Annotated in this window: 24 protein-coding genes and 1 tRNA gene; 7 read left to right on the forward strand and 18 right to left on the reverse strand. The window is 69.8% G+C overall.

Annotated features, from left to right (window positions below):
- Positions 1 to 77 precede the first annotated feature (77 nt).
- The gene (locus tag ACXRVZ_RS16575; protein ID WP_457424479.1) at positions 78 to 1,412 is read right to left on the reverse strand and encodes a PQQ-dependent sugar dehydrogenase; all 1,335 of its coding nucleotides are present in this window, start codon (positions 1,410 to 1,412) and stop codon (positions 78 to 80) included.
- Positions 1,413 to 1,559: 147 nt separating this feature from the next.
- Here ACXRVZ_RS16575 and ACXRVZ_RS16580 point away from each other — a divergent pair, with 147 nt between their 5' ends.
- The 4 genes from ACXRVZ_RS16580 (at position 1,560) to ACXRVZ_RS16595 (ending at position 5,024) form a co-directional block, all read left to right on the forward strand.
- Complete coding sequence (locus ACXRVZ_RS16580) at positions 1,560 to 3,194, forward strand: hybrid sensor histidine kinase/response regulator (protein ID WP_457424481.1); 1,635 nt, start codon at positions 1,560 to 1,562, stop codon at positions 3,192 to 3,194.
- A 327-nt stretch (positions 3,195 to 3,521) separates the two neighbouring features.
- Positions 3,522 to 3,716: a CsbD family protein gene (locus tag ACXRVZ_RS16585; RefSeq protein ID WP_457424483.1), complete on the forward strand. Its 195-nt coding sequence runs from the start codon at positions 3,522 to 3,524 to the stop codon at positions 3,714 to 3,716.
- A gap of 89 nt (positions 3,717 to 3,805) precedes the next feature.
- Complete coding sequence (locus tag ACXRVZ_RS16590; protein WP_457424485.1) at positions 3,806 to 4,474, forward strand: OmpA family protein; 669 nt, start codon at positions 3,806 to 3,808, stop codon at positions 4,472 to 4,474.
- A 79-nt stretch (positions 4,475 to 4,553) separates the two neighbouring features.
- Positions 4,554 to 5,024 (forward strand): hypothetical protein, encoded by a 471-nt coding sequence (locus ACXRVZ_RS16595; RefSeq protein WP_457424487.1) that lies wholly within the window; start codon positions 4,554 to 4,556, stop codon positions 5,022 to 5,024.
- Between the two features lie 54 nt (positions 5,025 to 5,078).
- Here ACXRVZ_RS16595 and ACXRVZ_RS16600 read toward each other — a convergent pair whose 3' ends face one another.
- The 6 genes from ACXRVZ_RS16600 to prfB all read right to left on the reverse strand — a co-directional run bounded on the left by ACXRVZ_RS16600 (position 5,079) and on the right by prfB (position 11,370).
- On the reverse strand, positions 5,079 to 5,975 hold the full coding sequence (locus ACXRVZ_RS16600; RefSeq protein ID WP_457424489.1) for a hypothetical protein: 897 nt from the start codon (positions 5,973 to 5,975) through the stop codon (positions 5,079 to 5,081).
- A complete protein-coding gene (locus tag ACXRVZ_RS16605) occupies positions 5,957 to 6,292 on the reverse strand; it encodes a hypothetical protein (protein WP_457424491.1) in 336 nt (111 codons plus the stop codon). Before ACXRVZ_RS16605 ends, ACXRVZ_RS16600 begins: the two co-directional genes overlap by 19 nt.
- Before the next feature lie 101 nt (positions 6,293 to 6,393).
- Positions 6,394 to 6,469, reverse strand: a tRNA-Thr gene (locus ACXRVZ_RS16610).
- Between the two features lie 33 nt (positions 6,470 to 6,502).
- A complete protein-coding gene (locus ACXRVZ_RS16615) occupies positions 6,503 to 7,519 on the reverse strand; it encodes a class 1 fructose-bisphosphatase (protein ID WP_457424493.1) in 1,017 nt (338 codons plus the stop codon).
- 6 nt (positions 7,520 to 7,525) lie between these two features.
- A complete protein-coding gene (gene pepN / locus ACXRVZ_RS16620; protein ID WP_457424495.1) occupies positions 7,526 to 10,189 on the reverse strand; it encodes an aminopeptidase N in 2,664 nt (887 codons plus the stop codon).
- Positions 10,190 to 10,265: 76 nt separating this feature from the next.
- Positions 10,266 to 11,370 (reverse strand): peptide chain release factor 2 gene (prfB, locus tag ACXRVZ_RS16625; RefSeq protein WP_458232593.1). Its coding sequence is split into 2 segments (ribosomal slippage): positions 10,266 to 11,288 and positions 11,290 to 11,370, totalling 1,104 coding nucleotides; the frame shifts between segments, so codons are not numbered across the junction.
- A 138-nt stretch (positions 11,371 to 11,508) separates the two neighbouring features.
- Here prfB and ACXRVZ_RS16630 point away from each other — a divergent pair.
- On the forward strand, positions 11,509 to 11,778 hold the full coding sequence (locus ACXRVZ_RS16630; RefSeq protein WP_457424499.1) for a DUF4212 domain-containing protein: 270 nt from the start codon (positions 11,509 to 11,511) through the stop codon (positions 11,776 to 11,778).
- A 40-nt stretch (positions 11,779 to 11,818) separates the two neighbouring features.
- Here the strand turns inward: ACXRVZ_RS16630 and ACXRVZ_RS16635 are convergent, their stop codons facing one another.
- Entirely contained in the window at positions 11,819 to 12,721 is a 903-nt protein-coding gene (locus ACXRVZ_RS16635; protein WP_457424501.1) for an alpha/beta fold hydrolase, read from the reverse strand.
- 44 nt (positions 12,722 to 12,765) lie between these two features.
- On the opposite strand from ACXRVZ_RS16635, the gene ACXRVZ_RS16640 reads away from it, so the two are divergent.
- Positions 12,766 to 13,296 (forward strand): N-acetyltransferase family protein, encoded by a 531-nt coding sequence (locus ACXRVZ_RS16640; RefSeq protein ID WP_457424503.1) that lies wholly within the window; start codon positions 12,766 to 12,768, stop codon positions 13,294 to 13,296.
- A 292-nt stretch (positions 13,297 to 13,588) separates the two neighbouring features.
- Entirely contained in the window at positions 13,589 to 15,283 is a 1,695-nt protein-coding gene (locus ACXRVZ_RS16645) for an acyl-CoA synthetase (protein ID WP_457424505.1), read from the forward strand.
- 9 nt (positions 15,284 to 15,292) lie between these two features.
- Here ACXRVZ_RS16645 and ACXRVZ_RS16650 read toward each other — a convergent pair whose 3' ends face one another.
- From ACXRVZ_RS16650 to ACXRVZ_RS16695, 10 genes are all read right to left on the reverse strand, one after another.
- The gene (locus ACXRVZ_RS16650; protein WP_457424521.1) at positions 15,293 to 15,682 is read right to left on the reverse strand and encodes a nuclear transport factor 2 family protein; all 390 of its coding nucleotides are present in this window, start codon (positions 15,680 to 15,682) and stop codon (positions 15,293 to 15,295) included.
- Positions 15,683 to 15,927: 245 nt separating this feature from the next.
- A complete protein-coding gene (locus ACXRVZ_RS16655; RefSeq protein ID WP_457424507.1) occupies positions 15,928 to 16,620 on the reverse strand; it encodes a DsbA family protein in 693 nt (230 codons plus the stop codon).
- 3 nt (positions 16,621 to 16,623) lie between these two features.
- Positions 16,624 to 17,769: an ABC transporter substrate-binding protein gene (locus ACXRVZ_RS16660; RefSeq protein WP_457424509.1), complete on the reverse strand. Its 1,146-nt coding sequence runs from the start codon at positions 17,767 to 17,769 to the stop codon at positions 16,624 to 16,626.
- Positions 17,763 to 18,653, reverse strand: a complete 891-nt coding sequence (locus ACXRVZ_RS16665; RefSeq protein WP_457424511.1) for an MBL fold metallo-hydrolase — start codon at positions 18,651 to 18,653, stop codon at positions 17,763 to 17,765. The genes ACXRVZ_RS16660 and ACXRVZ_RS16665 overlap by 7 nt, the downstream gene beginning before the upstream one ends.
- A gap of 116 nt (positions 18,654 to 18,769) precedes the next feature.
- The gene (locus ACXRVZ_RS16670) at positions 18,770 to 19,945 is read right to left on the reverse strand and encodes a VWA domain-containing protein (RefSeq protein WP_457424513.1); all 1,176 of its coding nucleotides are present in this window, start codon (positions 19,943 to 19,945) and stop codon (positions 18,770 to 18,772) included.
- A 73-nt stretch (positions 19,946 to 20,018) separates the two neighbouring features.
- On the reverse strand, positions 20,019 to 22,217 hold the full coding sequence (locus ACXRVZ_RS16675) for a DUF5682 family protein (protein ID WP_457424515.1): 2,199 nt from the start codon (positions 22,215 to 22,217) through the stop codon (positions 20,019 to 20,021).
- A 1-nt stretch (position 22,218) separates the two neighbouring features.
- The gene (locus tag ACXRVZ_RS16680; protein ID WP_457424517.1) at positions 22,219 to 23,298 is read right to left on the reverse strand and encodes an ATP-binding protein; all 1,080 of its coding nucleotides are present in this window, start codon (positions 23,296 to 23,298) and stop codon (positions 22,219 to 22,221) included.
- On the reverse strand, positions 23,295 to 24,836 hold the full coding sequence (locus tag ACXRVZ_RS16685; protein ID WP_458232594.1) for a DUF5691 domain-containing protein: 1,542 nt from the start codon (positions 24,834 to 24,836) through the stop codon (positions 23,295 to 23,297). Before ACXRVZ_RS16685 ends, ACXRVZ_RS16680 begins: the two co-directional genes overlap by 4 nt.
- Positions 24,833 to 26,170 (reverse strand): SWIM zinc finger family protein, encoded by a 1,338-nt coding sequence (locus ACXRVZ_RS16690; RefSeq protein WP_457428172.1) that lies wholly within the window; start codon positions 26,168 to 26,170, stop codon positions 24,833 to 24,835. The genes ACXRVZ_RS16685 and ACXRVZ_RS16690 overlap by 4 nt, the downstream gene beginning before the upstream one ends.
- A gap of 47 nt (positions 26,171 to 26,217) precedes the next feature.
- Positions 26,218 to 26,871 (reverse strand): hypothetical protein, encoded by a 654-nt coding sequence (locus ACXRVZ_RS16695; protein ID WP_458232595.1) that lies wholly within the window; start codon positions 26,869 to 26,871, stop codon positions 26,218 to 26,220.
- Between the last annotated feature and the right edge of the window lie 5 nt (positions 26,872 to 26,876).

The following is a 26,876-nucleotide window of genomic DNA, read 5'->3' on the forward strand; positions in this document are numbered from 1 at the left end:
CCGTCACCAAGTACCGGCAGATGCTGAAGATTGATGCGGTGGACAGGCGACGCCGCGTGGCCTGACGTCGCGGCGCGTCAGCGCGGCGCCACTCTCCAGACCACGTTGCCGACGTCGTCGGCCACCAGCAGCGCGCCCTTGGCGTCGATGGCCACGCCCACCGGCCGGCCGCGGGCTTCGCCCTCAGGGCCGAGGAAGCCGGTCAGCACGTCGACCGGCAGGCCCTGTGGCCGGCCGTCCGCAAAGCGGACGTAGACAACCTTGTAGCCCGAGGCCGGCTTGCGGTTCCACGAGCCGTGCATGCCGATGAAGACGCCGCCCGGTGCCGCGCCCGCCAGTGCCGCCGGCAGCGGGCTGTTGCCCGCCGCAGCCAGGCCCAGCGCGGCCACGTGCGCGCCCAGCGCGTAGTCCGGCGCGAGCGCGCGGGCGACCAGGTCCGGCCGCTGCGGCTCGACCCGTGTGTCCACATGCGGGCCGTACCAGCTGTAGGGCCAGCCGTAGAAGGCGCCGTCGTGCACGGCGGTCAGGTAGTCGGGCACGAGGTCGCTGCCGATCTCGTCGCGCTCGTTGGCCACCGTCCACAGCAAGGTGGGGTTGTGGCTGCCAGGCCCGGGCAGCCAGGCCATGCCGTTGGGGTTGCGCAGGCCGGTGGCGAAGAGGCGCTTGGCTCCGGTGGCACGGTCGATCTCCCAGATGGCCGCGCGGCCTTCCTCGGCTTCCATGCCGTTCTCGGCCACGTTGCTGTTGGAGCCCACCGTCGCGTAGAGCTTGCGGCCATCGGGGCTGGCGATGAGGCTCTTGGTCCAGTGGTGGTTGCGGGTGCCGGCCGGCAGGTCGGTCAGCTTGCGGCCCGGGCCTGCGAGCCGGGTCTGCCCGGCGACGTAGGCGTACTCCAGCACCGCGTCGGTGTTGGCGACGTAGAAGCGGTCTCCCACCACGGCCATGCCAAAGGGCGAGTTGAGGCCCTGCACGAAGACCTCGCGCACCTCGGCGCGGCCATCGCCGTCGGCATCGCGCAGCAACGTGATGCGGTTGGCGCTGGGCGTCGCGGCGCCGGCGCGCTTCATGAACTGCTTCTGCACCCAGGCCTTGATGCCCTGGCCGTCATCCGGCCGCGGCGGCGCGTTGGTCTCGGCCACGAGCACGTCGCCGTTGGGCAGTACTTGCAGCCAGCGCGGGTGGTCGAGCCCGGTGGCGAAGGCCTGTACCTGCAGGCCGGCAGCGGGCAAGGGCGCCTGGGCATCCTTCCAAGGGCTGGGCTTGGCGACGTTGACAGTGGGCAGGAGCGACCGCTCCGGCTCCACCAGCGTGGGTCGGGGGCCGACATCGGCGTTGGCCGGCAGGCGGGCGCTGCCGCCGCAACCGGCGAGCGCGGCAAGAAGGGCGAGGATGATCGGAGCGTGAGGGTGCATGAGGGCGCCAAGGCAAGGGGCGTGCCCGCTTCATGTGGGATGCCGGGCACACCGTTTGCTGGTCCGACACCAAGCACCCTGCACGCAACGCCTTGGACAACACTGGCACCTGGCAGGTGTGGCTGACAAGAAAACCAAGGGCACCCGATGACCGAAGACCGCATCAATCAGGCCGGCTTGCACGGCCTGAGCCCATCGGAGACCCGCCAGCACGAAAGCGCCGCGACCCTGCAGGCCCTGCTGCACGGCGTCCGCGACTACGCCATCTACACCATCAACCCGCAGGGGCTCATCAGCTCCTGGCACCGCGGCGCCGAGCTGCTGAAGGGTTACTCCGCCGACGAGGCCGTGGGCATGCCCTTCGCCGCCCTCTTCACCGCCGAGGACCGCGAGTGCGGCCAGCCGGCGCTGGAACTGCGCGTGGCCGCCGAGCGTGGCGAGTACAAGGGCGAGGGTCAGCGCCTGCGCAAGGACGGCAGCCGCATCGACGTGGCCGTGGTGCTGACCGCGCTGCGCGGCCCGCACGGCGAGCTGCTGGGCTTCCTGAAGCTGACGCAGAACATCACCGCGCGCCGCGCCGAGGAGCGCGCCCGTGAGGAGGCGCTGCGCGCCTCGCAGGTGGCGCAGGCGGACGCCGAACGGGCCAGTCACCTCAAGGGCGAGTTCCTGGCCACGCTGTCGCACGAACTGCGCACGCCGCTGTCGGCCATCCTCGGCTGGGCGCATGTGCTGGAGCGCGGCGTGTTTGACGCTGACACGCTCAAGCACGGGTTGGATGCCATCTCGCGCAATGCTCGGCTGCAAGTGCAGCTGATCGAGGACCTGCTGGACATGACGCGCATCGAGTCCGGCCAGCTCCGCCTGGACAGCCAGCGCATCGAACTCGACGGCGTGCTCGCCACGGCCATCGACTCGGCTTTGCCCACCGTCACCGCGCGCGGTCTGGTGCTGAGCACCAGCTTCGGTGCCAGGAGCGGCTGCTGGGTCATGGGCGACGCCGCACGGCTGCAGCAGATCATTGCCAACCTGCTGGACAACGCCATCAAGTTCACGCCGCGCGGCGGGCGCATCGACGTATCGCTCAGCATTGTTGAGGGACAGGCCGTCATCACCGTCAGCGACAGCGGCAAGGGCATTGCGGCCGACTTCCTGCCCCACCTGTTCGAGCGCTTCCAGCAGCATGACGCGACGACGACGCGCCGCCACGGTGGCCTGGGCATCGGCCTGGCCATCGTGCGACAGCTGGTGCTGCTGCACGGCGGCGACGTGGTGGCCCGCAGCGGCGGCGAGGGGCAGGGCGCCACCTTCACGGTCAGGCTGCCCCTGCTGGCTGGGCTCGAGGCCGTTGCGCCGGCCCCTGCGCCTGGCGTGTCACTCAGTCGGCCGGGCGACACGGCGCTGGCCGGCGTGCATGTGCTGCTCATCGACGACGAGGCCGACGTGCGCGCCATCACCGCGCACATGCTGCGTGGGGCGGGCGCACGCGTGACCATGGCGTCCAACGCCGAGGACGGCCTGCAGCTGCTTCAGCAGGAGCCGCCCGCCGTGTTGCTGAGCGACATCGGCATGCCGGGGCAGGACGGCTACGAGCTGATCCGCCGCGTGCGCGCCTTGACGGCCGAGGCCGGTGGCCACACGCCCGCCGCCGCCTTCACGGCCTATGCGAGCCGGGAGGACAGCGAACTCGCACTGAGCGCCGGCTATCAGATCCACCTGGCCAAGCCGGTGGCGCCGCACACGCTGGTGGCCGCCGTCGCGCAACTCGCGGCAACGGCCACCTAGGGCCTGTTCAGGCCCTGGCTCAGTGGAAGAACAGATAGACCAGCAGCAACACGATGCCCGGAACGCCGAGCAGCCACGCGAGGAAGTACTTGCCCATGGTGAATCTCCTGAAAAAGTGGTGATGACTCAAGCATCGGTGCGACCGATGTGCACGGGGAGCAGACGATGCCCGGCGACCGCGTAGGACGGTCGGCATTGAGATGCGCCGTAGGACTTCACCCACCGTCTGATGGGGCACGCTCCGGCGCTGCCGGCGCTAAGCCGGGCCTACGCTGAAGTCAGACCGTTAGGCATCCCGCCTTGACGGCAAGCGCATAGGAGCACGACATGAACAGCGACCAAGTGAAGGGCAGCGTCAAGGACGTCGCCGGCAAGGTGCAACGCAAGGTGGGCGAAGCCATCGGCAGCACCGATCAGCAGGTCAAGGGCGCCGCCACGCAGATCGAAGGCAAGGCCCAGAAGGCCGTGGGCAATGTCAAGGAAGCCTTCAAGGACACGCACGCGACGACTCGCAAGATCTGACCCTGCCACCCCTGGCCATCCCAAGGCCGCCGCAGCCCGCCCCGGGCCGGCGGCTTTTTCCATACCGACTTCTCCATCCGGAGGCCCGCATGAATACCACCCCCTCTTCTTCCCTTCGCCGCGTCGGCGTCGTGGCGCTTGCCGCCGCGCTCGCCTTCACGGCCGGCTGTTCGTCCATGAGCGAGCGTGAGCGCGGCACCGCCCAGGGCGCCGGTGCCGGCGCCGTGGCCGGTGCCGTCATCGGCTCCATGACTGGCGGCAGCACGGGTCGCAGCGCGGCCATCGGTGGTGTCGTCGGCGCGGTGGCCGGCAACCTGTGGTCCAAGCACATGGAGGACAAGCGCGAAGCGCTGGCCCGCGCCAGCCAGGGCACCGGCGTTGAGGTCGCACGCACCGACGACAACCGTCTCAAGCTCAATGTGCCCAGCGATGTGTCGTTCGACACCGGTCGCGCGGACATCCGGCCGCAGATGCGCCCCGTGCTGGATGAGATTGGCCGCAACCTCGACGCCAACGTGCGCGTGACCGTGGTCGGCCACACCGACAGCACGGGCAGCGACCAGATCAACGACCCGCTGTCGCGCGAACGCGCGCTGGCCGTACGCGACTATCTCGGCGCCCGCGGCGTCTCGTCCTCGCGCGTCAGCATCACGGGGCGCGGCTCGCACGAGCCGGTGGCGAGCAACGACACCGACGCCGGCCGCGCGGCCAACCGACGCGTGGAGATCTTTCTGTCGGAGCCCGGCACCTCGGGCTGATGCCCTGAGCGGGGATTCCTAGGATGCGCAGTTGGCTGCGCCGAGATACAAAGGTCTCGGGCATCTCACAGGAATCTCCATGCGCAAGCTCGCTGCAATCGTCGTTGCCGGACTGGTGTCCGGCGCGCTGGACATCGTCGCGGCGTTTGCCAGCTATGCCTCCCAGGGCGCCACGCCGGAAGGCATCCTGAAGTACATCGCCAGCGGGGTGCTCGGTGCCGCTGCGATGCAGGGCGGCGTGGGGATGGCGGGGCTGGGCCTGCTGTTCCACTTTGCGCTGACCACGGGCATGGCGGCCGTCTTCCTGGCCGCGGCGTTGAAGTTGCCCGCGCTGGCCGCCCGCCCCTGGCTGTGGGGCAGCGTCTACGGCGTCCTCACCTGGGTGGCCATGGTCTATGTCATCGTGCCGCTGTCTGCGGTGCCCGGCTGGAAGCTGCCGCAGGGATGGAACATCGTCAGCGGCCTGCTGGCACACATCTTCTACGTCGGCGTTCCCATCGCCTTCATCACGCAGTACGGCTTGCGTGACGGGAAGCGGGTTTACGGCTGATTGAAGGTTGCCATCCGGCCGCACCTTCGCGCGTGTTGCTGTGGCGTGGGCAGCCTAGTCGAGCGACGCCGCCACCGCCAGCGCCTGCACAGCGGCGCGGTCGGGGAACTGCCTGACCCGGTAGCGCGCGGGGACGTGATCCGTGGGCTCCATCAGGTGGCCGAACTGTTCCTGCACCGTCGCCCACGCCAGCCGCGTATGCCAGTTGTCCTCGCCGTCGCGGTGGAGCAGCACGATGCTCTGGGCCTGGGGCAGCAGCGTGTCGACGCCGTCCGACCAGACCGAGTAGCTCGTCAGCGGCCCGCCGTCCTTCTGCATCAGCGTGTAGCTGGCGACGAAGAGGTCGATGTTCTGCGCCTTGTGCTGCCCCTCCAGCACCTGCCGCTGGCCTTCGTAGTCCTCGGCCTGACTGCGCACGAGCATCTGCGCCTGCTGCGCGGCCGCGTCGCCGGACAACTCGAAGCGCGTCCACGTCGTGCCTTGCAGGCGTAGCAGTTCGAACGAGACCCAGCGGCCCTGGGCGTCCAGCGCGTCATGGGCGATCTGCACGATGTGATGGATGCCGGGGCCGTTGGCGGCCGAGGTCACCAGCAGCGCGTTGCGGAACGGCGCCATCGCCACCTGGTCGGCGATGCCCAGCCGGTAGATGAGGTCGGGCAGCAGCAGGCGCGAACTCTCGTAGGTGTCGCCCCAGGCGCCGCTCCAGACGCCCGGCGCGATCTCCGACCAGCCGCCGTGCTCGGGCAGGCCGCGCAGGTTGTCCAGCGCGTCCTGCAGAGCTTGCTCCCAGGTGACGCCCCAGCAGGCCAAAGAGCGCTCCTGCACGTACATCATGGAGTCCGGCAGGTCGATGACCAGCGCGACCCTCAGGTCCGCAACAAGCGGGCGCTGTGCGGCCTCGGAGCCCGGCGGTGCGTCGGCAGCGGCAGTGCTCAGCCGGGCGATGCCCATGCCCCGGTGGAGCGCACGACCGGCATGATCTTTGGCCTGGCCTCGGCATAGCTGCCTGGCATTGCGTCGCTGACGAACAGGCTGGCCAGGAACTTGTTCAGCAGCGCTTGGCGCTCGCCGGGCGGCGCCTGCTCGTAGTCACGACGCAGGTTGCTCAAGGAGATGGTGTGCACGCCGCCGCGCCGGCTGGCCCGCACCTCCAGCCGCTCGGGAAAGGCCTGGATGTCGGTGCAACCCTGGCCTTCAAGCCAGCGGGTGGTGTCACGGATCAGGCTGTCGAGGGTGGGGCGGCCGAGGAGGCGGTCGAGGAATGACATGCAGTCATTCTGGAGTCCGGTCGCGTGGCGGGCGTCACCCTGATTCGGGACGACCCCCAAAGACAAAGGGCCTGATCTTTCGATCAGGCCCTTCTCTGTTCTGGTGCCGGCAAGAGGAGTCGAACCCCCGACCTTCGCATTACGAATGCGCTGCTCTACCAACTGAGCTATGCCGGCCGTGACGGTGAAGTCAGCCCAAGATTATAGCGACTAATTTTGTTCCGCTTCCCGGTGGTAGCTGGCGATGCGCTCGACCTCGTTCTTTGAGCCCAACGCCACGGCGACGCGTTCGTGCAGCTTGCCGGGCTTCAAGTCCATGATGCGCTCGGTGCCGTTGACGGCCGCGCCGCCGGCCTGCTCGACGAGGAAGGCCATGGGGTTGGCCTCGTACAGCAGGCGCAGCTTGCCGGGCTTGTCGGGTTCGCGCTGGTCCCAGGGGTACAGGAACACGCCGCCGCGCGTGAGGATGCGGTGCACGTCGGCCACCATGCTGGCGACCCAGCGCATGTTGAAGTCCTTGGCGCGCGGACCGGTGACGCCGGCCAGGCATTCGTCGATGTAGCGCGTCACAGGCGGCGCCCAGTGGCGCATATTGGACATGTTGATCGCGAATTCCTTGGTGTCCTCGGGAATGCGCACCTGGTCCTGCGTCAGCACCCAGGAGCCGGTCTCGCGGTCCAGTGTGAAGACGGCCACGCCGTCGCCCACCGTCAGAACCAGCGTGCTCTGCGGGCCGTAGACGCAGTAGCCGGCCGCCGCCTGCTGCTTGCCCGGTTGCAGGAAGTCTTCCTCCGACACGCCGCGCGAATGGCCCACCTTGCGCAGCACGCTGAAGATGGTGCCGATCGAGACGTTGACGTCGATGTTGGACGAGCCGTCCAGGGGGTCGAACAGCAGCAGGTATTCGCCTTGCGGGTAGCGGTTGGGCACGACGTAGATGCCGTCCATCTCCTCGCTGGCCATGGCCGCCAGGTGGCCGCCCCATTCGTTGGCCTCGATCAGCACCTCGTTGGCGATGATGTCCAGCTTCTTCTGGACTTCGCCCTGCACGTTCTCGCTGCCGGCACTGCCCAGCACCTCGCCCAGCGCACCCTTGTTGACCGAGATGGCGATGCGCTTGCAGGCGCGGGCCACCACTTCGATCAGCAGCCGCAGCTCCTGCGGGATGTGGCCGTGCTCGCGCTGCTGCTCGACGAGGTATTGGGTCAGGCTGGTCTGGCGGGTCATGACTGCTTAGTTTCCAGAGGCGAGGGCGCGTTCGACGATTTCTCGAACGTCGGAGGACAGGTCGGGCTTGGCGGCCACGCGGGCGATGGCTTCGCGGGCAGCGCTGCGGTAGGGCTCGGCCAGCTGGGCCCAGCGGTCCATCGCGCGGGCGATGCGGCTGGCGAGCTGCGGGTTGATGGCGTCCACGGCCAGCACCTGCTCGGCCCAGAAGACATAGCCCGCCGCATCGCTGCGGTGGAAGGCAGCCGGGTTGAACATGCACAGGGCCGACAGCAGGCTGCGCGCGCGGTTCGGGTTCTTCAGCGTGAAGTCGGGGTGCTTCATCAGCGCCTTGACGCGGGCGAACACGCGGCCGTTGCTCTCGGGTGCGCGGGCCTGCAGCGCAAACCACTTGTCGACGACCAGGGCGTCGTCCTTGAACAGCGCATGGAAGCGCTCCAGCGCGGGCGCGGCCAGCTCGGCGCCAGCGTTGACGAGGGCCGCCAGCGCGCCCATGCGCTCGGTCATGTTGGAAGCGTCCTTGAAGCGCTGGTAGGCCTTGCCGGGCCACACCGTGTCGCCCGTGGCCTGCGCGTCCAGCACGAGCATGGACAGCGCAAGGTTGGCCAGCGCGCGCTTGCCGGAGGAGACCGGATCGGGCGTGTAGCCGCCCTGTATCTGGTGCGCCTCGAAGGCCGCAGCCCAGTCGTCGCGCAGCGCGGCAGCGAGCTGGGTTTGCGCGGCGATGACGGCGGCGTGGATGGCCTGCGGGTCGACGACGTCCAGCTGCTCGGCGATGTAGGCCTCGCCCGGCAGCGTCAGCGCCAGTTCCTTGAAGGCCGGGTCCAGCTCGGGGTGGTTGAGCACGACGCGCATCGCGTCGATGAAGACGGGGCTCAGCACCAGCGGCTGGCCGGCCCGCAGCGCGTGCAGGATGCGGTTCAGCGCCAGGCGCTGGCCGGCTTCCCAGCGGTTGAAGGGGTCGCTGTCGTGGCGCATCAGCACCAGCAGCGCGGCGTCGGACAGGCCGTCGTTCAGCACGACCGGCGCCGAGAAGCCGCGCAGCAGCGAGGGCACSGGCTCGCTGGCGATGCCGTTGAAAACGAAGGTCTGCTCGGCCTGGTCCAGCACGAGAACCCGTTCAGTGGCGCCGTTCGCATCCAGCGGCAGCGCCAGGCCGTGGCGGTCCAGCAGGCCCATGACAACCGGGATGATTTGCGGCTGCTTGTCGCTCTGGCCCGGCGTGGCGGGCGTCTGCTGCGTCAGGCGCAGCGTGTAGGCCTGCGTGCCGGCGTCGTACTCGCCGTGGGCGGTCACGCGCGGCGTGCCGGCCTGCGAGTACCAGCGCTTGAAGGTGTCCAGGCGCGTGGCGAGTTCCGAGCCGGGGTTGGCGTCGGCAATCGCGGCGGCGAAGTCGTCGCAGGTCACGGCCTGGCCGTCATGGCGCTCGAAGTAGAGCTTCATGCCGGCCTCGAAGCCCTTGCGGCCGACCAGCGCCTGGTACATGCGCACGACCTCAGCGCCCTTCTCGTAGACGGTGGCCGTGTAGAAGTTGTTGATCTCGCTGTAGCTATCCGGGCGCACCGGGTGGGCCATGGCGCCGCTGTCCTCGGGGAACTGGCTGGCGCGCAGCTGGCGCACGTCCTGGATGCGGCAGACGGCGCGGGCCGACGGCGTGCCGGCCATGTCCATGCTGAATTCCTGGTCGCGGAAGACGGTCAGGCCTTCCTTCAGCGACAGCTGGAACCAGTCGCGGCAGGTGACGCGGTTGCCGGTCCAGTTGTGGAAATACTCGTGCGCAACGATGGACTCGATGCGGGCGAAGTCCGCGTCCGTCGCCGTGGCCGGCGAGGCGAGCAGGGCGGACGTGTTGAAGATGTTCAGCCCCTTGTTCTCCATCGCACCCATGTTGAAGTCGGACACGCCGACCACCATGAAGCGCTCCAGGTCCAGCGGCAGGCCGAAGCGGGCTTCGTCCCAGACCATGGAGGCGATGAGGCTGTTCATCGCGTGCTCGGTCTTCTCCAGGTCGCCCCGGCGCACATAGACCTGCAGCAGGTGATCCTTGCCGGCGCGGGTGCGCACGCGCTGCTCACGCGCGACGAGGTCACCCGCGACGACGGCGAACAGATAGCTGGGCTTGGGGAAGGGATCGGCCCAGACGGCGAAGTGGCGGCCGTTGTCCAGCTTGCCGCTGCTGGTCAGGTTGCCGTTGGACAGCAGCACCGGGTACTTGGCGGCGTCGGCGCGCAGTGTGACCGTGTAGACGGCCATCACGTCCGGGCGGTCCAGGAAGTAGGTGATGCGGCGGAAGCCCTCGGCCTCGCACTGCGTGAAGAAGCTGCCGCCCGAGGTGTACAGGCCCGACAGCGCCGTGTTCTTGGCGGGGCAGGTGGTGTTGCGGATTTCCAGCAGGAAGTCGTCGTCCGGCGGGTTGTCGATGACCAGCTCATGGCCTTCCTGGCGGAAGGACACGCCGGCACCGGCGATCAGCACGCGCAGCAGGTTCAGCTCCTCGCCGTGCAGGCGCAGCGGGCCATGCGGCACGGCGCGGTTGCGCTCGACCTGCATCTTGCTCGTGACCAGGGTCTTGACCGGGTCGAGGTCAAAGGTCAGGTCGACCTTGCGAATCCAGAACGCCGGCTGCTGGTAGTCCAGGCGTTGGATCGTGGGAGCAGTGCCTTCACGCATGAGGGGCTTCCTTGGGGGCGGAAAAAGGCCGTCGCAGCGGCAAAAAGAGAAGGGGCCGCCGTGGCGGCCCCAGGGATCAAACGCCTTGCTTCAAGCTCTCGGTGATGAAGGGGTCGAGATCCCCGTCCAGCACCTTCTGCGTGGCAGACGTTTCGTAGTTGGTGCGCAAGTCCTTGATGCGGCTCTGGTCCAGCACATAACTGCGGATCTGGTGGCCCCAGCCGACGTCGGTCTTGGTGTCTTCCAGCGCCTGTTGCTCGACCATGCGCTTCTTCATCTCATGGTCGTACAGCCGCGAGCGCAGACGCTTCCAGGCGACGTCGCGGTTGCTGTGCTGGCTGCGGCCGTCCTGGCATTGCACGACGATGCCGGTCGGGATGTGCGTCAGGCGCACGGCCGAGTCGGTCTTGTTGATGTGCTGGCCGCCAGCACCCGAGGCGCGGAAGGTGTCGGTGCGCACGTCGGCCGGATTGATGTCGATCTCGATGCTGTCGTCCACCTCCGGGTAGACGAACAGCGACGCGAACGACGTGTGCCGGCCGCCGGAGCTGTCGAACGGGCTCTTGCGCACCAGGCGGTGCACGCCGGTCTCGGTGCGCAGCAGGCCGAAGGCGTACTCGCCCTCGACCTTGATGGTCGCGCTCTTCAGGCCGGCCACGTCGCCGGGGGTCTCGTCTTCCAGCGTCGTCTTGAAGCCCTTGCGCTCGCAGTACTTCAGGTACTGGCGCAGCAGCATGCCGGCCCAGTCGCAGGCCTCCGTGCCGCCAGCGCCGGCCTGGATGTCGACGAAGCAGTTCAGCGGGTCGGCCGGGTTGTTGAACATGCGGCGGAACTCGAGTTCCTCGATCTTCTCGCGCAGCCTGCCAGCGTCTTCCTCGATGGCCAGCATGCCGGTCTCATCGCCTTCATCGCGGCTCATCTCGAACAGCTCGGCGTTGTCGGTCAGCGAGCTGGTCAGCATCGTGATCGTGTCGACCACGGCCTCCAGCGTGCGCTTTTCCTTGCCCAGTTCCTGGGCGCGCTTCTGGTCGTTCCAGACGTTGGGGTTCTCGAGGGAGGCGTTGACCTCGTTCAGTCGCAGTGCTTTGCGGTCGAAGTCAAAGATACCCCCTTAGCGCGTCGGTACGCGCTGTGAGGTCGGCCAACGAGTTGCCAATTTGGTTGATGTGTTCGATGTCCATGACAGTCGTTCTACTTCTTGGGAAAACGCGGATTTTCGCTCAAGAGAACGACGGGCCGCTCCCGAGTTCTCTTGACCCCCTCGGGGGGCCTGACGCATCGCGGCAGGTCTGGGGGTTTCAGTACGCCAGAATGGCCTCATGAAGGTTTCTCCCCCCGACGACTACTGGCGCCGCACGCGCCGCCTGACGGTCTGGCTGTTGCTGGCCTGGGGCGTTGTCGCCTTCGTGCCGGTGTTCTTCGCCCGCGAGCTGAGCGTCGAGGTGTTCGGCTGGCCGCTGGCCTTCTGGCTGGCGTCGCAGGGCGCGCTGCTGGGCTTTTGCGCCATCGTCATCGTCTATGCGCGGGCCATGGGCCGGCTGGATGCCGAAGTGAGCGTCGTCGGCGACGTCGGCGAGCCTCGGTCCTGAACTGCGGCCAGCGCAAGCAGCACGGCCGCCGCGGGGTGCTTCAGGGGCTGTCCAGAAAGGGTTCGAGCACGGCGGCCAGTGCCTCGGGCTGGTCGTGGTGCAGCATGTGGCCGGCGTCCTGCAGCACGGTGCGCGCAAGACGTGGCACCACGGCCAGGCGGGCCTCGAATTCCTCGCGCGGAAAGCGGCTGCCCCAGAAGCGCGTCAGCTGGTCGTCGCTGCCTTCGACCCACAGCGTGGGCGCGGCGATGCGCTGCCAGCAGGCCAGCACCTCGGCCTTGCGGTAGAGCACGGGGTTGGCGAGCTTGTGGGCGGGGTCGGCGTTGAGCAGGAAGCCCTCGGGTGTTTCACGCGCCCAGTGGCCGGCCAGCCAGGCGGCCTTGTCTTGCGCCAGGCGGGGGTTGTTCTTGCGCAAGCGCTCGGCCACATCGGCCAGCGTCGCGTAGGGGCGCAGCGAGGGCGGGTCCTTCAGCTCGTCCAGCCAGCGCGTCAGGCGCTCGGGCGCCGCAGCGGCGGCCACGTCGGGCATGCCGAAGCCTTCGAGATTGACGAGGCGACGCACCCGTGCGGGACGAACCCCCGCGTAGCTCATCGCCACGTTGCCGCCCATGCTGTGGCCCAGCAGGTCGACCGGCGCGCCGGGGCTCAGCAGGTCGAGCAGGGTGTCGAGATCGCCGAGGTAGTCGGGGAACCAGTAACAGTCGCTGCCTAGCGCGTCGCTGAGGCCGAAGCCGCGCCAGTCCAGCGCAATGATCTCGCGCTCGGACTGCAGCGCGTCGACGACGAACTGGAAGGACGCGCCGACGTCCATCCAGCCATGCACCATGACCAACGGCGGCTGTCCCGCGCGCGGCTCGCCCCAGCGCAGGATGTGGTGGCGCAGGCCGCGCAGGCTCAGGAATTCGTCGCGATGCGTGCGACTGGGGGTGTAGACATCGGGCATATCCGCACTTTAGGACACGGCTGTCCGCCGACAATGGCGTCACCATGCCCGCACCCCGCCACGACATTCGCGCCGCCGAGCCGCGCGACCTGCGCACCATCGTTCAACTGATCGGCGAGCTCGCCGAGTTCGAGAACCTGGCCCATCTGCTCGAGGTGACGCCCGACAAACTCGAGGCCCATCTCTTCGGCGATTCGCCGGTCGCGGAGTGCATGGTGGGCGAGGTGCACGGCGAGGTCGTTGCCTTCGCACTGTTCTACACAAACTTCTCCACCTTCCTCGGCAAGCCCGGCCTCTACCTGGAAGACCTCTACGTGCGCCCCGCCCACCGCCGCAGCGGCCTGGGGCGCGGCCTGCTCGTCTACCTTGCCCAGCTCGCCTGCGAGCGCGGCTATGGCCGTTTCGACTGGACCGTGCTGGACTGGAACGAGGACGCCATCCGCTTCTACGAGAAGCTGGGCGCCGACGTGATGCCCGAATGGCGCATCTGCCGCCTGACCGGCGAGGCACTGGAGCGCTACAGCGACGGCGACCGGCCGAGCATGTGGTCGCCCTCCGCCTGGCTGGGACTCTGAGCCCCTCGCCCAGTCTCGCATCGCTGAACGCGAGCGAGTCTGGTCGGTCTTGCAGACCGCGCTGCGGCAGTGCCGCAGCCCTTCGGCAGGCACGTCGCGCCCACTGGGCGCAATGTGTCCGGCCTCAGCCCCCGGGGGGACGGCGATGCTTGCGGCATTGAGCCGTAAGCACATCGCCAGACGGGCCGGCTTGGGAGCGGCCCGGCGCTCGGCCCGGCCCTGGGCAATCCATTAGGCCAGGGTGAGCGCCGCTGGCTAGCATCCGCCCCCTTGTCCCAACCCGGGGTGGCATATGCAAGACCGTTACGAGCAACTGCACGCCGCCTTCCGCTGGCAGGTGCCGGACGACTTCAACATCGCCGAGGCCTGCTGCGGGCGCTGGGCGCGCGACACGCCCAAGGCCACGGCCATCTATTTCGACAGCGAGAGCGGCTGCCGCACGCAGTACAGCTATGCGCAGCTGCAGCGCGCGGCCAACCGGCTGAGCAACGCGCTGCTCAACCAGGGCGTGCGGCGCGGCCACCGGGTCGCCATCCAGCTGCCGCAGCGCTTCGAGACGGCCGTGGCCCACATCGCCATCCAGCAGATCGGCGCGGTGGCGATGCCGCTGTCCATGCTGTTCGGCGCCGAGGCGCTGGAGTACCGCCTGCAGGACAGCGGCGCGGTGCTGGCCATCGCTGCCTGCGAGGCGCTGCCGGCACTGCGCGAAGTGAAAGGCCGATGCCCGACGCTGCGGCGCATCTTTGTCGTTGGCGACTGCGCGGCGGAGGCTGACGAGCTGCCGTGGATGGAAGCCCTGCAGGCCGAGGAAGCGCGCTTCAGGCCCGTTGCGACCAAGGCCGGCGACGCGGCCATCCTGATCTACACCAGCGGCACGACGGGGGCGCCCAAGGGCGCGCTGATTCCGCAGCGGGCGCTGATCGGCAACCTGACGGGCTTTGTTGCCAGCCAGAACTGGCTGGGCTTCGATCCCTTCGATGTGAAGCAGCCGAGTGACGCGATCTTCTGGAGCCCGGCCGACTGGGCCTGGACCGGTGGCCTCATGGACGCACTGCTGCCCACGCTCTACTTCGGCCGGCCCATCGTGGCCTACCAAGGTCGTTTCTCGGCTGCCAAGGCCTTCGAGCTGATGGCGGCCTACGGCGTCACGCATGCCTTCCTGTTCCCGACGGCGCTCAAGGCCATGATGAAGGCCGAGCCTCGTCCCCAGCGCCACAAGCTCAAGCTGCGCGCGCTGATGAGCGCGGGCGAGGCGGTGGGCGACGCCGTGTTCGGCTGGTGCCGAGACGCCCTCGGCGTGCCCGTCAACGAGATGTTTGGCCAGACCGAGATGAACTACGTCGTCGGCAACTGCCAGGCGCTGTGGCCGGCCAAGCCGGGCAGCATGGGTCGGGCCTACCCCGGCCATCGCGTGGCCGTCATCGACGACGAGGGCCGCGAGTGCTCGCCGGGGCAGACCGGCGAGGTGGCCGTGCATGCGCGCGACCGCCATGGCGTGCCCGACCCGGTGTTCTTTCTTGGCTACTGGAACAACCCGGCCGCGACGCAGGCCAAGTTCACCGGTGCGCCCGACGACAGCTGGTGCCGCACCGGCGACCTGGCGCGCAGCGATGCCGACGGCACGCTCTGGTACGAGGGCCGGGCGGACGACGTCTTCAAGAGCGCCGGCTACCGCATCGGCCCTGGAGAAATAGAGAACTGCCTGCTCAAGCACCCGGCGGTGGCTAACGCGGCCGTCGTGCCCAAGCCCGATGCCGAGCGCGGTGCGCTGGTGAAGGCCTACGTCGTGCTGGCCGATGGCCACAAGGGCGACGAGACCCTCGTCGCGGCCTTGCAGGCCCATGTGAAGGCGCGGCTGGCGCCCTACGAGTACCCCAAGGAAGTCGAGTTCATCGCCGAGCTGCCGATGACGACGACCGGCAAGGTGCAGCGGCGCGTGCTGCGGCTGCGCGAGCAGGAGCGGGCTGCGGCCGGCTCGTCAAGCTAGCGCGGCCGCTCAGCGCATCGCCTGCGCCACCAGCAGCGTGTCGGTGAACTGTTCGAAGCTGCGCACCAGGCCACCTTCAACGCGCCACACATGGGCGACGCGTGCGCTCATGGCCTTACCGGTCTGGCGATAGGTGCCGTGATAGCTGCCGATGCCGACGATGCAATCGCCCGCATCGATCAGCGTCTCGAGTGCGAACCGGTAGCCTTCCCATTCGCTGCCCAGCACCTTGAAGACCTTGTCGGCCACCTGCTCCGGGCCGACATGCGTGCCGGCACAGGGAAAGCCGGCCATCTCGGTCCACCGCACGTCCGGCGCCACCTCGGCCATCATGGCGACGAGGTCGCCGCGAGCTGAGGCCGCGTAATGGTCGGTAACGATCTGGTGAGCGGTGCGCAGCGGCATGTCGATCGGCAGCGCGGCTTCCCAGCGGTTCAGCTCCTCGGCCAGCGTGCCGCGGCTGCGGAAATGCTGGTTGGCTTTGCCGTACCAGTACTCGGCGTCTTCCAGGTCACCCTCCTGGATGTGCAGGATGCCGTGCAGCCAGGCGGCCTGCGGCGAGTCGTCGTGCTGCACGAGGTCGTGCGCCTCGGTCCACCGCCCGGCGCGGAGGTGGGCCAGGACCTGTCGGAGATGCGTGGCGCTCATGGCGTGCAGCCATCGAGGCCGCAGACCGGCAGCGTGCCGACCTCGGCAGCCGCATCGGTGCCGCCCAGTTGCTCGGTTAGCCAGATCTGCCATGCCTGCGGTCGGCCCAGGTAGGGACCGATGTCCACCACCGTGAAGCGGCCGGCCTGCTCCAGCGCGAAGGTCGGGAAACCGTGGCCGCCGACGCGCGCCAGCAGCGCCCGGCTCTGCTCGATATGGGCTTGCGTGGCGGCGCCCTGCAGCCGCCGGAAGGCGCTGCCAAAGGCCTCGGCGTCCATGCCCAGTTCGGCCGCCAGCCGCGTGAGCACGGCGACCTCGGCGATGCGCTGGCCTTCGACATAGTGGGCCCGCTGCAGGCGCGCCAGCATGTCCAGCCCGGCGCCGGCCAACTCGTCCGCGGCCAGCATGGCCGTGATCGGGGGCGCCGAGTCCAGCACCGCGTCGTTGTCACGCAGCAGGCCTTCGAAGTAGCCCGACCCGAAGGGCTGGCCGCTGGCCTGGGCGATGCGGCGGTCATGCGTCATGACGAAGGAGCGCAACTCGGGCGTGACCTGGCGGCGCGCGGTGCCCGCCATCATGCCGCCGCCGTGGGCCTGCACAGTCAGCGTGTCGCGGGCCACGCGCACCAGCGGCGCGGCGCCGTAGCACCAGCCGCACAGCGGGTCGTGGATGTAGTGCAGGGTCATCATGGTTCAGTCCTTCAACGGGGAAATGCCTTGCACCGGCCCGATCAGGCGTTCGAAAAGGCTCTTGAGTCGCTCGACCCGGGCGCGGTCACGCATGAATACGCGAAAGTCCTCGGGGCTGGTGTTGTACTTTTCGATCGAGCTGTAGCCGGTCGGCGGAGCGACGTCATCGCGAATCGGAAATTGACGCGGGTTGGATGCCACCGGCAGCGACAGCGTCCAGCTGACGTACAGCTTCGCTGCGGCCGGGTGCTTCGCCGCCTTGAAGATCGCGCCGGTCTGCGCCCAGGTCAGGAACGGATCGCTGGCCGGCAGCACGAAGCGCAGGCTCGACGACTCCACCGGCACGAAGCTGCCCGAGGTTCCGGTGGCCACCGCGTACTTGCCGGCTTCCACCGCATCACGCGGCGTCTGCGTGCCGCGCACCCACTGCACGCCGTTGGCCTGCAGCTTCTCGATGAAGCCGATGCCGTACTTCTGCATGATCTTGTCGAACACGTAGAGCACCGCATCGTCGTCGTGCGGGTAGGTGATGACGATCCGGTTCTTGAACTCCGGCTTCAGGAAGTCGGCGTAGTCGCGCGGCGCGTTCTCGGCCGCGACCAGCGTCTTGTTGTAGCTGTTCGCGAAGGTCAGCATGAACAGGCCCGTGAAGCGCGCCTGCGGGTCCTTGTAGGCTGCGGGAACCTGGTCCCAGCCGATCGGCTTGTAGGGCAGCAACAGGCCCCGCGCGGCCCAGTCGTCGAAGTCGTGCAGCGTCTGCAGATGGGCGACGTCGACCTTCAGGTCCCGGCGCAGCAGTTCCTCTTCGATGCGCGCATCGTGGTACTTGCTGAGGTCGACGACGATGTTCAGCGTCATGCCAGGAAACTGGCGTTCGAAGCCGGCCTTGATGCCAAAGCCTTGCGTAACCTCGTCACCGCCGGCATACACCGTCAGCTTGCCGCCTTCCTTCAGCGCGGCCTGGTAGAGGTCCTGCAGCGTCTGGCCGGCGGCGTCGCGCTCGACAACCACAGCGGCAGCGGCGGCCGGGGGCGCGCTTGCAGCCTGTGCCGCTGCGGGCAGAGGCACGGCCGTGGCGATTGACGCGATCCAGCCCAGCGCCAATAGCTTGCGAGCGATGCCGGCGGGCAGCGGAAGTCGGGTCACCATTTCATTTCGCCCTTGTTGACCTTGGCGCCGATCTCCAGCGCAAGCCCCAAGCCGGCGTCCGGGTAGGCCTTCTTCATCGCCTCGATCAGCGCGGCGCTGTTGGCGGCCTTCGGCAGCTCCTGCTCGTAGCGGCCCAGGTAGGCCTGGCTCCACGCGAGTTGCGAGGCGTCCTGCTTCTGGACGGGCAGGCTGTGACCTGGGATGACCGTCACGGGTTTCAGCGCGGCCATCGTGCCCAGCTTGCTGGCCCAGTCGGCGCGCTCCTGCACGCTCTGCGCGTCGGCCGTCCACAGATGCAGCCCGGCGTAGACGTTCACGCCGCCGGCAATCGTCTTGATGGACGGAATCCAGACATAGCTACGGTGCGGCTGGCTGTCGTCCAGCCCGCGGATCTCCAGCACCTGGTCTTCCAGCTTGATCGTGTTGCCGGCCAGCACCTCGGGCAGCGGCACCTGCCTGGGCGCGTTGGCGCCCATGCGCGGGCCCCAGACCTGCAGCTTGGTGGCCAGCGTCGCCTCGATCTTCTTCAGCGTGGGCGCGGTCGTGACGACCTTGGCGTCCGGGAAGTACTGCTTGAGCACCTCGATGCCGAAGTAGTAGTCCGGGTCGGCCTGGCTGATGTAGATGGTCTTCAGCGTCTTCTTGCTGTCCAGCACCATCGCCGCGATGCGCAGCGCATCGGCCCGGGTGAAGCCGGTGTCGAGCAGCACCGCATCGGTCTTGCCGGCCACCAGCACGGCATTGACGTGGAAGCTCGCGCCGTCCGCGTTGTAGACCTGCACGGTCAGCGGCGGCGCCGGCTGCGCTGCGGCCTCGGTGGCGACGATGCCCAGCGTCATGGCTGCGGGCAGCAGGGCCAGGGACAGGAGAGTGCGGTTTTTCATCGGGATACCTCAGCGGTGGATGGTCGATGGCCGCACTTTATTGATTCGTATTAAGGCGATAAAGCCGGAATCAATCGATAAATTGTCAACTGGACCGATGCAATAAGAGCCTCGGGTCAACGCGCCTTCTGCTGCGTGACCATGCCCTGGCCGGCTGCCCAGGCCGCGATGTCGTCGCGGCGGATGGCGGCGGCCATCAGGCCGGGGAAGGCGTCCGGCGTGCAGGCGAAGGAGGGCACGCCCAGCGCCGCCAGCTTGGCGGCGAGCTGATGGTCATAGGACGGTGCGCCCTCGTCGCTCAGCGCCAGCAGCGCCACGAACTGCACGCCGCTCTCCACCAGCTCGGCGGCGCGCTTCAGCAGGCCGGCCTCCACGCCGCCTTCGAACAGATCGGAGATCAGCACGAGGATGGTGTTGCGCGGCTCGCGGATGATGGACTGGCAATAGCCCACCGCGCCGTTGATGTCGGTGCCGCCGCCCAGCTGCACGCCGAACAGCAGCTCCACCGGGTCGTCCAGCTGCTCGGTCATGTCGACCACGGCCGTGTCGAAGACGACCAGCTTGGTCGCCACCGCCGGCAGCGAGGCCATGACCGCGCCAAAGATGCTGGAGTACACGACCGAGTTGGCCATGGAGCCGCTCTGGTCGATGCACAGCACCACCTCGCGCTGCGGCCGCCGCGCCTTGCGGCCGTAGCCGATCAGCGTCTGCGGCACGATGGTGCGGTAGGCCGGCTGCCAGTGGCGCAGGTTGGCGCGGATGGTGCGGTGCCAGTCGATCTCGGCATGGCGCGGGCGGCGGTTGCGCTGGCTGCGGTCCAGCGCACCGCTGATGGCCGAGCGCAGCGGCTCGTCCAGGCGCTTCATCAGCTCGTCGACGACGCGTTTCACGACGAGGCGGGCCGTGTCCTTGGTACCGGCCGGGATCACGCGCGACAGCGCCATCAGCTGCGCGATGAGGTGCACGTCGGGCTGCACGGCGTTCAGCATCTCGGGCTGCAGCAGCATGTCGCGCAGGTTCAGCCGCTCCAGCGCGTCGCGCTGCATGACCTGCACCACCTGGCTGGGGAAGTAGTTGCGGATGTCGCCCAGCCAGCGCGCTACGCTGGGCGCCGACTTGTCTCGGCTGCCGCGCCGCGATTGCAGGCCGCCGGGGCCTTGCGCGTCGTACAGCGCGGTCAGCGCGCGGTCCATTTCCTGCGCCGGGCCTTGCAGGCCACCACAGGCGGCCTCGGCCTCGCCGCCCAGCACCAGGCGCCAGCGGCGCAGGCGTTCGGTGTCGTCCGTGCTCATTTGTGCACCCTTCGGCCTGCGGCCTGTCCCGCCAAGCGGGAGCAAACTTGCTTGGGGCGGCCCGGCGCTGCGCTCATGAATGCAAGTCCAGCAGGCGCCGCAGCAGCGGCAGGGGGAGCACGGCGCGGGCTTCGTCCCAGTCGGCGGCGCCGCTCACTTGAGCCGTCACGGCGCCGCGCGCGGCGCGTGTGCCCAGGTCGCGCCGCTCGCCGGCGGCAAAGTGCGAGAAGCTGCGCCGCACCAGCGGCAGCACGCTGATGAAATGGTCCTCGCTCAAGGCCGCCAGCCAGTCGTCGACCAGTCGCCAGACCGCGTCGTCATGCAGCAGCACGACGGCGTTGCGGTTCAGGAAGCCGTCCAGCCAGGCCGCCGCATCGGCCGCCGGTGCGCCAGATGACAGGTGCCGCGACAGTTGCTGCGCCACACGCTCGTTGTCCCAGTCGCCGCCGTCCAGCAGCAGCCGCGTGGCCAGGCCTTGCAGCAGCTCGTGGGCGGTGGGCAGGCCGGCCAGCTGCTCCAGCGCCTGGCACCAGGCGGCGCTCTGGGCCTCTCCAGCGCGCAGGCCGATGGCGGCATGGGCGGCCAGCAGGTGCTCGCGCAGCGCCTCGGCAGCCGTGCCGTCCAGCGCGGTGCAGGCCAGCGGCAGCGCGAGGGCCGCGCGCACGATGAGGCCGTCCAGCAGATGGCCCACCATGGCGGCATCGGTCTGGCGCACATTGCCGTAGCGGAACACGTTGGCCAGCGCCGGCAGCGCGGCCAGCAGCTGGGCGGCGTCGCCGGTCAGCGCGGCGCGGTCTTCCAATGCGCGCGTCGTCGCGGCCACGGCGCCTTCCAGGTCGGCCAGCAGCACGCGGTCTACCAGCGCGGACAGGTCGGCCAACTTCTCGATCTCCGCGCTGCGCTCGATGGCGCAGTTCGTGGCGGCCTGCGCCACCGTCTGGCCCCAGCGGCTGGCCTCGATGAGGCGCAGCGCGAACTCGGGTTGCCATTGCAGCGTCCACACCTCATGGAAGCTGCCGCGCGCCGAGCGGCCCAGCCTGGCGATCGCGCCCCACGGCAGGTCCAGCAACTGCAGCCGGTGCAGCAGATGGCTGCGGGCCAGGTCGTTGGGCTGGCGCAGGTCCAGGTCCAGTGTCTTCTGCAGCGCCTCGGCCTTCAGGCGCAGGCTCTTCTGCGCCTGCTCCAGGTCGCGCTGCAGCGGCACGGTGGGCACGTCGGCCGGCACCTGGCCGAAGCGGTCGCCCACGACGAGGGCATCGGCCACAAAACGCAGCACCGTGTCATCGCCTAACGTCAATACCGTGCGTGTCGCTTCGTGCAGCTCTTCCAGCCCCGGTGCCGGCCGGCCGCGCAGGGCGGCCAGCGTGTCGGCCAGGCGGGCGGCCTCGATGAGGTGGGCGGAGGAGCAGTCCAGGTCGCGCGAACGCATCAGGGCGGCCACACGGGCCAGCCAGCCGATGGCGCGCGGCTGGTCGCCCGCCGTGCTGGCCCACAGGTGCTCGTACCAGCCGGGCGACGCGATGCCAGCGCCATAGCCGCTGGCGCGCGTCAGGTGGCGGTAGGTCCAGGGCACCCAGGTGCAGGCGATCTTGAGCTTCTTCTGGCCGGCCTGGGCGTCCTTCAGCAGCGCGGCGTCTGCTTTGGCGGTCACGTCGGCCTGCAGCGCCGGCAGGTGCCAGGCGCCGCAGACGACGGCGATGCGTTCGAATCCTTCCTTCTTGGCCGCACGCAGGCACTGGCGCATGTGGGCCTCGCGCAGCAGGTCGTGCGGGTCGCTTTCGCCGGCATCGGTACGCAGGGCGGTCATCGCTTCGGCAATCGCGGCGAACAGCTGCTCGCCGTCGCCGCGCTCCTCCACCTGGTCGTTCCACCAGGCCTCGCCGTCGCCGTAGCCGGCGGCTTCGGCCAGGCGGCTGAGCGGGTCGGCGCGCAGCTCGGTAGTGGCTTCCTCTCGCTCGCGGCCCAGCGACTGCGCGACGGGCAGGTCGATGAAGCGCGCCGGCACGGCGGCCGTGGCGGCCCAGCGCAGAGCCTGCCATTCGGGCGAGAACTCGGCGAAGGGGTGGTAGACGGCGCGGCCGGGTTCGTCCGGCGCATAACTCAGCAAGGCCACGGGGGGCGTCATGCCGTCGTGCAGCACCGCACCGAGCAGCGCTTCAGCCTCCGGCGGGCCTTCGATCAGCACGCAGTCGGGCTTCAGCGCGTCCAGCGCCCGCACCAGGCTGCGCGCGCAGCCCGGGCCGTGGTGGCGGATGCCGAAGAAGTGCTCCACGTCAGAGTTCTCGGAACGCGCGGTACAAGTCCTTCCAGTCGCTGCGCTCCTTGACCACCGTCTCCAGGTACTCGGTCCACACGGCCTGGTCCTGCACCGGGTCCTTGATGACGGCGCCGATCAGGCCGGCCGCCATGTCGGCCGGGCGCAGCACGCCGTCGCCGAAGTGGCCTGCCAGGGCCATGCCGCTGTTGATGACGGAGATCGCTTCTGCCGTGGACAGCGTCGAACTGGGCGACTTGATGCGCGTCTTGCCGTCCTCGGTCTGGCCGCTGCGCAGCTCGCGGAAGATCTGCACCACGCGCTGCACCTCCTTCAGCGCCGGCGGCTCGGCCGGCAGCTGCAGCGCACGGCCCATCTCGCCCACGCGCTTGGTGACGATGGCGATCTCGTCGGCCGCACTGGCCGGCACCGGCAGCACCACCGTGTTGAAGCGCCGCTTCAGCGCGGCCGACAGCTCGTTGACGCCCTTGTCGCGGTTGTTGGCCGTGGCGATGACGCTGAAGCCGCGCACCGCCTGGGCCTCGCTGCCGAGCTCGGGGATGGGCAGCGTCTTCTCGCTCAGCACGGTGATGAGGCTGTCCTGCACGTCGGCGGGGATGCGCGTCAGCTCCTCGACGCGAGCGATCTTGCCGGCGCGCATGGCCTGCATCAGCGGGCTGGGCACCAGCGCCGCTTCCGACGGGCCGTGGGCCAGCAGCTGCGCGTAGTTCCAGCCGTAGCGCAGCTGCTCCTCGCTGGTGCCGGCGGTGCCTTGGATCAAGCGTGTCGAGTCTCCGCTGATGGCTGCCGCGAGGTGTTCGGACACCCAGGACTTGGCCGTGCCCGGCACGCCGTAAAGCAGCAGCGCCCGGTCGGTGGCCAGCGTGGCAACGGCGATTTCCATCAGCCGTGCGTCGCCGATGTACTTGGCGCTGAGCTCGAAGCCGTTGTCCAGCCGGCCACCCATCAGGTAGCGCACCACGGCCCAGGGCGACAGCTCCCAGTTGGCTGGGCGTTGGCGGGTGTCGGCGCGCTTCAGTTCGGCCAGTTCCTCGGCGAACTGGATCTCGGCGTGCTGGCGCAGAACATTCGGGGTCATGGCGTCCTCGTCGGAGTCAAGGTGTGCAGGGCGCGACGCGCGCTCACGATGCGTTCGACCGTGAGCAGCGCCTCGGCGCAGGAAGGGGTTTCGTCCGCGCGGCGGGGCAGCGCGGCGAGCGTGTCCAGGCTGTCGGCGTGGGCCGCGCAGGCGAACTCGGTGAGCGAGCCGCGCAGGCCGTAGTCGGTGTTCAGCGCGCCGTCGCGCACCTGCGCTTGCAGCGCGCGCGCCAGCAGGCCGGACAACTCGGCCGACAGCACCTGGCCGGGCGGGCAGGCGTGCAGCGCGTGGCTGAGCACGGTCGCCGCAGGCTGCGAGCCACTGCGCGCGTATCGCAGCAGGTGGCGGTCGCGGGCGGCGGGCGCCAGCAGGCCCAGCACGCGGGCCGGGTCTTCACGCAGGCCGGGCGGCCAGTGGTCCAGCAGCGCGTCGCACCAGGCGTCGTCCGGCGCGGCGAACAGCACGTCGGCCCAGCCGCGCACCAGCGCTTCGGTCCAGTCGGTGCCGGCGGCCCAGGCCAGCAGCTCGGCCGGCGTCATGCCGGTGTGCGTGCGCCACCAGGCCAGCGGCACCTGGCCCACCAGCTGATAGAGCCACCAGGCGCGCTCGCCGAGCGCATGCTGCTGCGGCCGCGTTGCGTCGAGCTGGTCGGCCTTCCAGTCGCTGCCCGGTGCGGTGGGCGCTTCGATCACCCAGCGCTTGCGCAGCAGGCCGCGCTCAAAAGTCAGCAGCGGTGCCAGCCGGGCGGCGGCGCGCTGCGGGTGCGCGGCCTCGGGCAGGCGCAGCAGCAGTTGCAGCGCGGCCTGGCGCACCTCGCGGCTGCGGTCGTTGCGCAGTGGGTCCAGCAAGGCCTCGTCGTTGGGGCCCAGGCCGGTGGCCAGTGCGGCGACCAGGTCGGCGCGCTCGCGGGCGGGCAGCTCGGGCAGGGCCGCTTTCAATCGCTCGCGCGCGGCGGCGGGGTCGGCCTGGCGGGCCTGCGTGAACCAGGCGCGGCGCTGCTCCAGCGTGCCGTCGGTCCAGGCCGCCTCGTCGTTGCTCTCCGCCTCGCTGATGCCGGCCGCAAAGCCCCAATCGGCACGCTGCGCGGCCAGCCACAGGCCGCGCTCGCCGAGCACGGCCAGCAGCGGTGCCCGCAGTGCGATGGAGCGCCGGCCCAGCTCCAGCGCCTGCGGCAGCAGGTTCGCAGGCAGACGCAGCCCGGCTCGCGCCAGGATCAGAAAGGCCTCGTGTTGCAGCCGCTGCGGACCGTCGAACAGAACCTGCGTCAGCGCGCCGAACACCGGACCCAGGGCCAGCGCGGGCAGCGTGTCGTCGGGCGCAGCGGCCGGCAGCGGCTCGGCCCACAGCGGGCCTTGCGCGCCGGCCAGCGCACAGGTGGCCAGCACGGCGGCGGCACGCAGCAGGCCGGTGGCGGGCTCGGCGCCTTCGGCGGCCTGACGGGCCAGCGCGCCGATGTCGCCCGGCGGCAGCGGCCAGGGGCCGGGCTGGCGGTCGGTGCCGACGGTGGCGGCCGGCAGCAGGGCGGTCCAGGCGCTCATGCCAATCTCCTCAGCCACAACAGGTCCTTGCCCTGCCAGGCGGTCAGCGGTGCGAGGGCCTGGCCGTCCCATTCGCCAGCCAGGCTGAGTGGCCGGCCGCCGGAGACGGCCAGCAGCATCCAGGCGTCCGCGTCGCTCAGGGTCAGCGGCAGCGCGCGGCCGTCCGCGATGAGCAGCAGGCGCTCGCCATTGCGCAGCGGCAACGCGTCATTCAGCACCACGGGATGCAAGCTCACCCACGGGCAGCCGGCCACGCGCTGAGCCACGGCCAGGAACTCTTCGGCCGCCTGCGTGACGGGCCAGCGTGCGCTGCCGGCCGGCGTGGCGCTGTCCACCAGCAGGGCGCGCAGGCCGCTGCCGTCGCTGCTTGGGAAGAACGCGAGCGTGGCCTCGACGGCGCTGCCGGTGACCCAGGCCTGCTCGAAGCCGCGGCCGCCGAAGGCGTGGTCCAGCAGCCAGGCGCGCCGGCCGCTGCGCTCGCCCTGCAGCCAGACGCGGCGCTCGCTGAGGCGGTCGTCGCGCTCTTCGGTGACGCAGCCCAACACGGTCCAGCGGTCGGCCTGGCGCGGGCCGTGGGCCAGCACCTCGTCGCGGTCCATGGGCCACCCGGCGACGACGCGCAGGTCGGACTGTTCCCCGGCACTCAGCAGTGCGCGCCGCGCCAGCGCCTCGCAGGCGAGCTGCAGCAGGCCCAGGCGCGCCAAGGTCTGCTCGGGCCAGTCGGCGCCGCGCCGAACACCGGCTGCCGCAACCTGGACACGCTGGCCCAGGCCCGGCGCCTGTGCATCCACCATGCGGCGCGCCATCGTGGCCCAGGCTTGCAGCGCGGTGTCGTCAAGGGCGCCGAGGCCGCGGGCGATCTGGTCGGCCAGCCAGCGCTGCAGGTCTTGCGCGGCGGCCTCGATGCGCTGCCAGCGCTGGGCCTCGCGCTTTTCGGCGGCGACGGGGTCGGCCGGCGGCGCGTCGGCAGCCTTGATCGCTTGCTTCTCGGCCTGCTTCTCGGCCTTATCGGCGCGGCTGCCCAGCCATTCGGCAACCCAGGCGGGCGCGTCGCCGCTGGCGAACTCGGCTGCTTGCTGGGCGCGCATCAGCAGCAGCGCCAGGCCATGCTTGCAGGGGAATTTGCGACTGGGGCAGGAGCAGCGGAAGGCGGGGCCGGCGAGGTCGACCTGGGTCTGGTAGGGCTTGCTGCCGCTGCCCTGGCATTCGCCCCAGACGGCCGCATCGTTGGCGCCCAGCGTGGGCCATTGCGACGGCCTGACCAGGCCATGGGCGGCCTTGGCCGAGGCAGCATCCGGCGCGAGCGCGAGTACGGCTTCCGTGGTCAGCGACATGCTGGCCCTCTCCCTTGTCTTCCCTGACTTGTTTGGCGCGCAGTATGTCAGCGCCCAGGGCCCTTGCAGGTATAGGACTTGCCCACCATGGGTACCGTGCGCGGCGCGACGCTGCTGTTGAAGGGGTCGGAATCGGCGATGCGCGAGCGGAAGACCTCGACACAGGTGTTGCCGCGTCGCATGACGGTGCGGTGATCGCCCAAGGCGCCGACCACGAGAGAGTGGTTGTCGACCGGCTCCTCCACCCAGGCGCCCGCGCCGCCGGTCGCATCGGCGATGCGGTCTTCGAGCGTCGGGCGTGGCGTGTTGCTGCGCGGGTCGTTGAGCGCCGGGTTGCGCGCCGCCGCGGTCGACGCGGCATAGCCCGGCGGCAGCATGAGGCGCAGCGTGCTGCGAGGCGGCTCGGCGGGTGGCGCGGTGGCAGTCACGGGCGCGACGGCCGTGGCCGCATCGGCCGGCGGCGCCTCGATGCTGAAGGGCGGCGGCACGATGACCGGCGCGGCGGCCGGGCTCGGCGGCGGYTTCATCCGGGACGCGTCGGGCGGCGGCGGCTCGCGCAGCTTGGGCAGGATGAGCTGGACGGTGGTGGCGCGCCGGTCCCGCTCGGGGCCCAGACTGCCGGGCCGGTGCAGCCACAGCGCCGCCAGCAGCGCCGCATGCAGCGCCACGACGAGGATGCGGGCGGCCCAGCGGTGGTTCACCGGCT

This window comes from Roseateles sp. P5_E8 (assembly GCF_054177665.1).

What these genes read in the sequence shown, in the direction of transcription:
- ACXRVZ_RS16575 (WP_457424479.1), bottom strand. Translation starts at nt 1,412, where the DNA reads ATGCACCCTCACGCTCCGATCATCCTCGCCCTTCTTGCCGCGCTCGCC.
- ACXRVZ_RS16580 (WP_457424481.1), top strand. Translation starts at nt 1,560, where the DNA reads ATGACCGAAGACCGCATCAATCAGGCCGGCTTGCACGGCCTGAGCCCA.
- ACXRVZ_RS16585 (WP_457424483.1), top strand. Translation starts at nt 3,522, where the DNA reads ATGAACAGCGACCAAGTGAAGGGCAGCGTCAAGGACGTCGCCGGCAAG.
- ACXRVZ_RS16590 (WP_457424485.1), top strand. Translation starts at nt 3,806, where the DNA reads ATGAATACCACCCCCTCTTCTTCCCTTCGCCGCGTCGGCGTCGTGGCG.
- ACXRVZ_RS16595 (WP_457424487.1), top strand. Translation starts at nt 4,554, where the DNA reads ATGCGCAAGCTCGCTGCAATCGTCGTTGCCGGACTGGTGTCCGGCGCG.
- ACXRVZ_RS16600 (WP_457424489.1), bottom strand. Translation starts at nt 5,975, where the DNA reads ATGGGCATCGCCCGGCTGAGCACTGCCGCTGCCGACGCACCGCCGGGC.
- ACXRVZ_RS16605 (WP_457424491.1), bottom strand. Translation starts at nt 6,292, where the DNA reads ATGTCATTCCTCGACCGCCTCCTCGGCCGCCCCACCCTCGACAGCCTG.
- ACXRVZ_RS16615 (WP_457424493.1), bottom strand. Translation starts at nt 7,519, where the DNA reads ATGACCCGCCAGACCAGCCTGACCCAATACCTCGTCGAGCAGCAGCGC.
- ACXRVZ_RS16630 (WP_457424499.1), top strand. Translation starts at nt 11,509, where the DNA reads ATGAAGGTTTCTCCCCCCGACGACTACTGGCGCCGCACGCGCCGCCTG.
- ACXRVZ_RS16635 (WP_457424501.1), bottom strand. Translation starts at nt 12,721, where the DNA reads ATGCCCGATGTCTACACCCCCAGTCGCACGCATCGCGACGAATTCCTG.
- ACXRVZ_RS16640 (WP_457424503.1), top strand. Translation starts at nt 12,766, where the DNA reads ATGCCCGCACCCCGCCACGACATTCGCGCCGCCGAGCCGCGCGACCTG.
- ACXRVZ_RS16645 (WP_457424505.1), top strand. Translation starts at nt 13,589, where the DNA reads ATGCAAGACCGTTACGAGCAACTGCACGCCGCCTTCCGCTGGCAGGTG.
- ACXRVZ_RS16655 (WP_457424507.1), bottom strand. Translation starts at nt 16,620, where the DNA reads ATGATGACCCTGCACTACATCCACGACCCGCTGTGCGGCTGGTGCTAC.
- ACXRVZ_RS16660 (WP_457424509.1), bottom strand. Translation starts at nt 17,769, where the DNA reads ATGGTGACCCGACTTCCGCTGCCCGCCGGCATCGCTCGCAAGCTATTG.
- ACXRVZ_RS16665 (WP_457424511.1), bottom strand. Translation starts at nt 18,653, where the DNA reads ATGAAAAACCGCACTCTCCTGTCCCTGGCCCTGCTGCCCGCAGCCATG.
- ACXRVZ_RS16670 (WP_457424513.1), bottom strand. Translation starts at nt 19,945, where the DNA reads ATGAGCACGGACGACACCGAACGCCTGCGCCGCTGGCGCCTGGTGCTG.
- ACXRVZ_RS16680 (WP_457424517.1), bottom strand. Translation starts at nt 23,298, where the DNA reads ATGACCCCGAATGTTCTGCGCCAGCACGCCGAGATCCAGTTCGCCGAG.
- ACXRVZ_RS16685 (WP_458232594.1), bottom strand. Translation starts at nt 24,836, where the DNA reads ATGAGCGCCTGGACCGCCCTGCTGCCGGCCGCCACCGTCGGCACCGAC.
- ACXRVZ_RS16690 (WP_457428172.1), bottom strand. Translation starts at nt 26,170, where the DNA reads ATGTCGCTGACCACGGAAGCCGTACTCGCGCTCGCGCCGGATGCTGCC.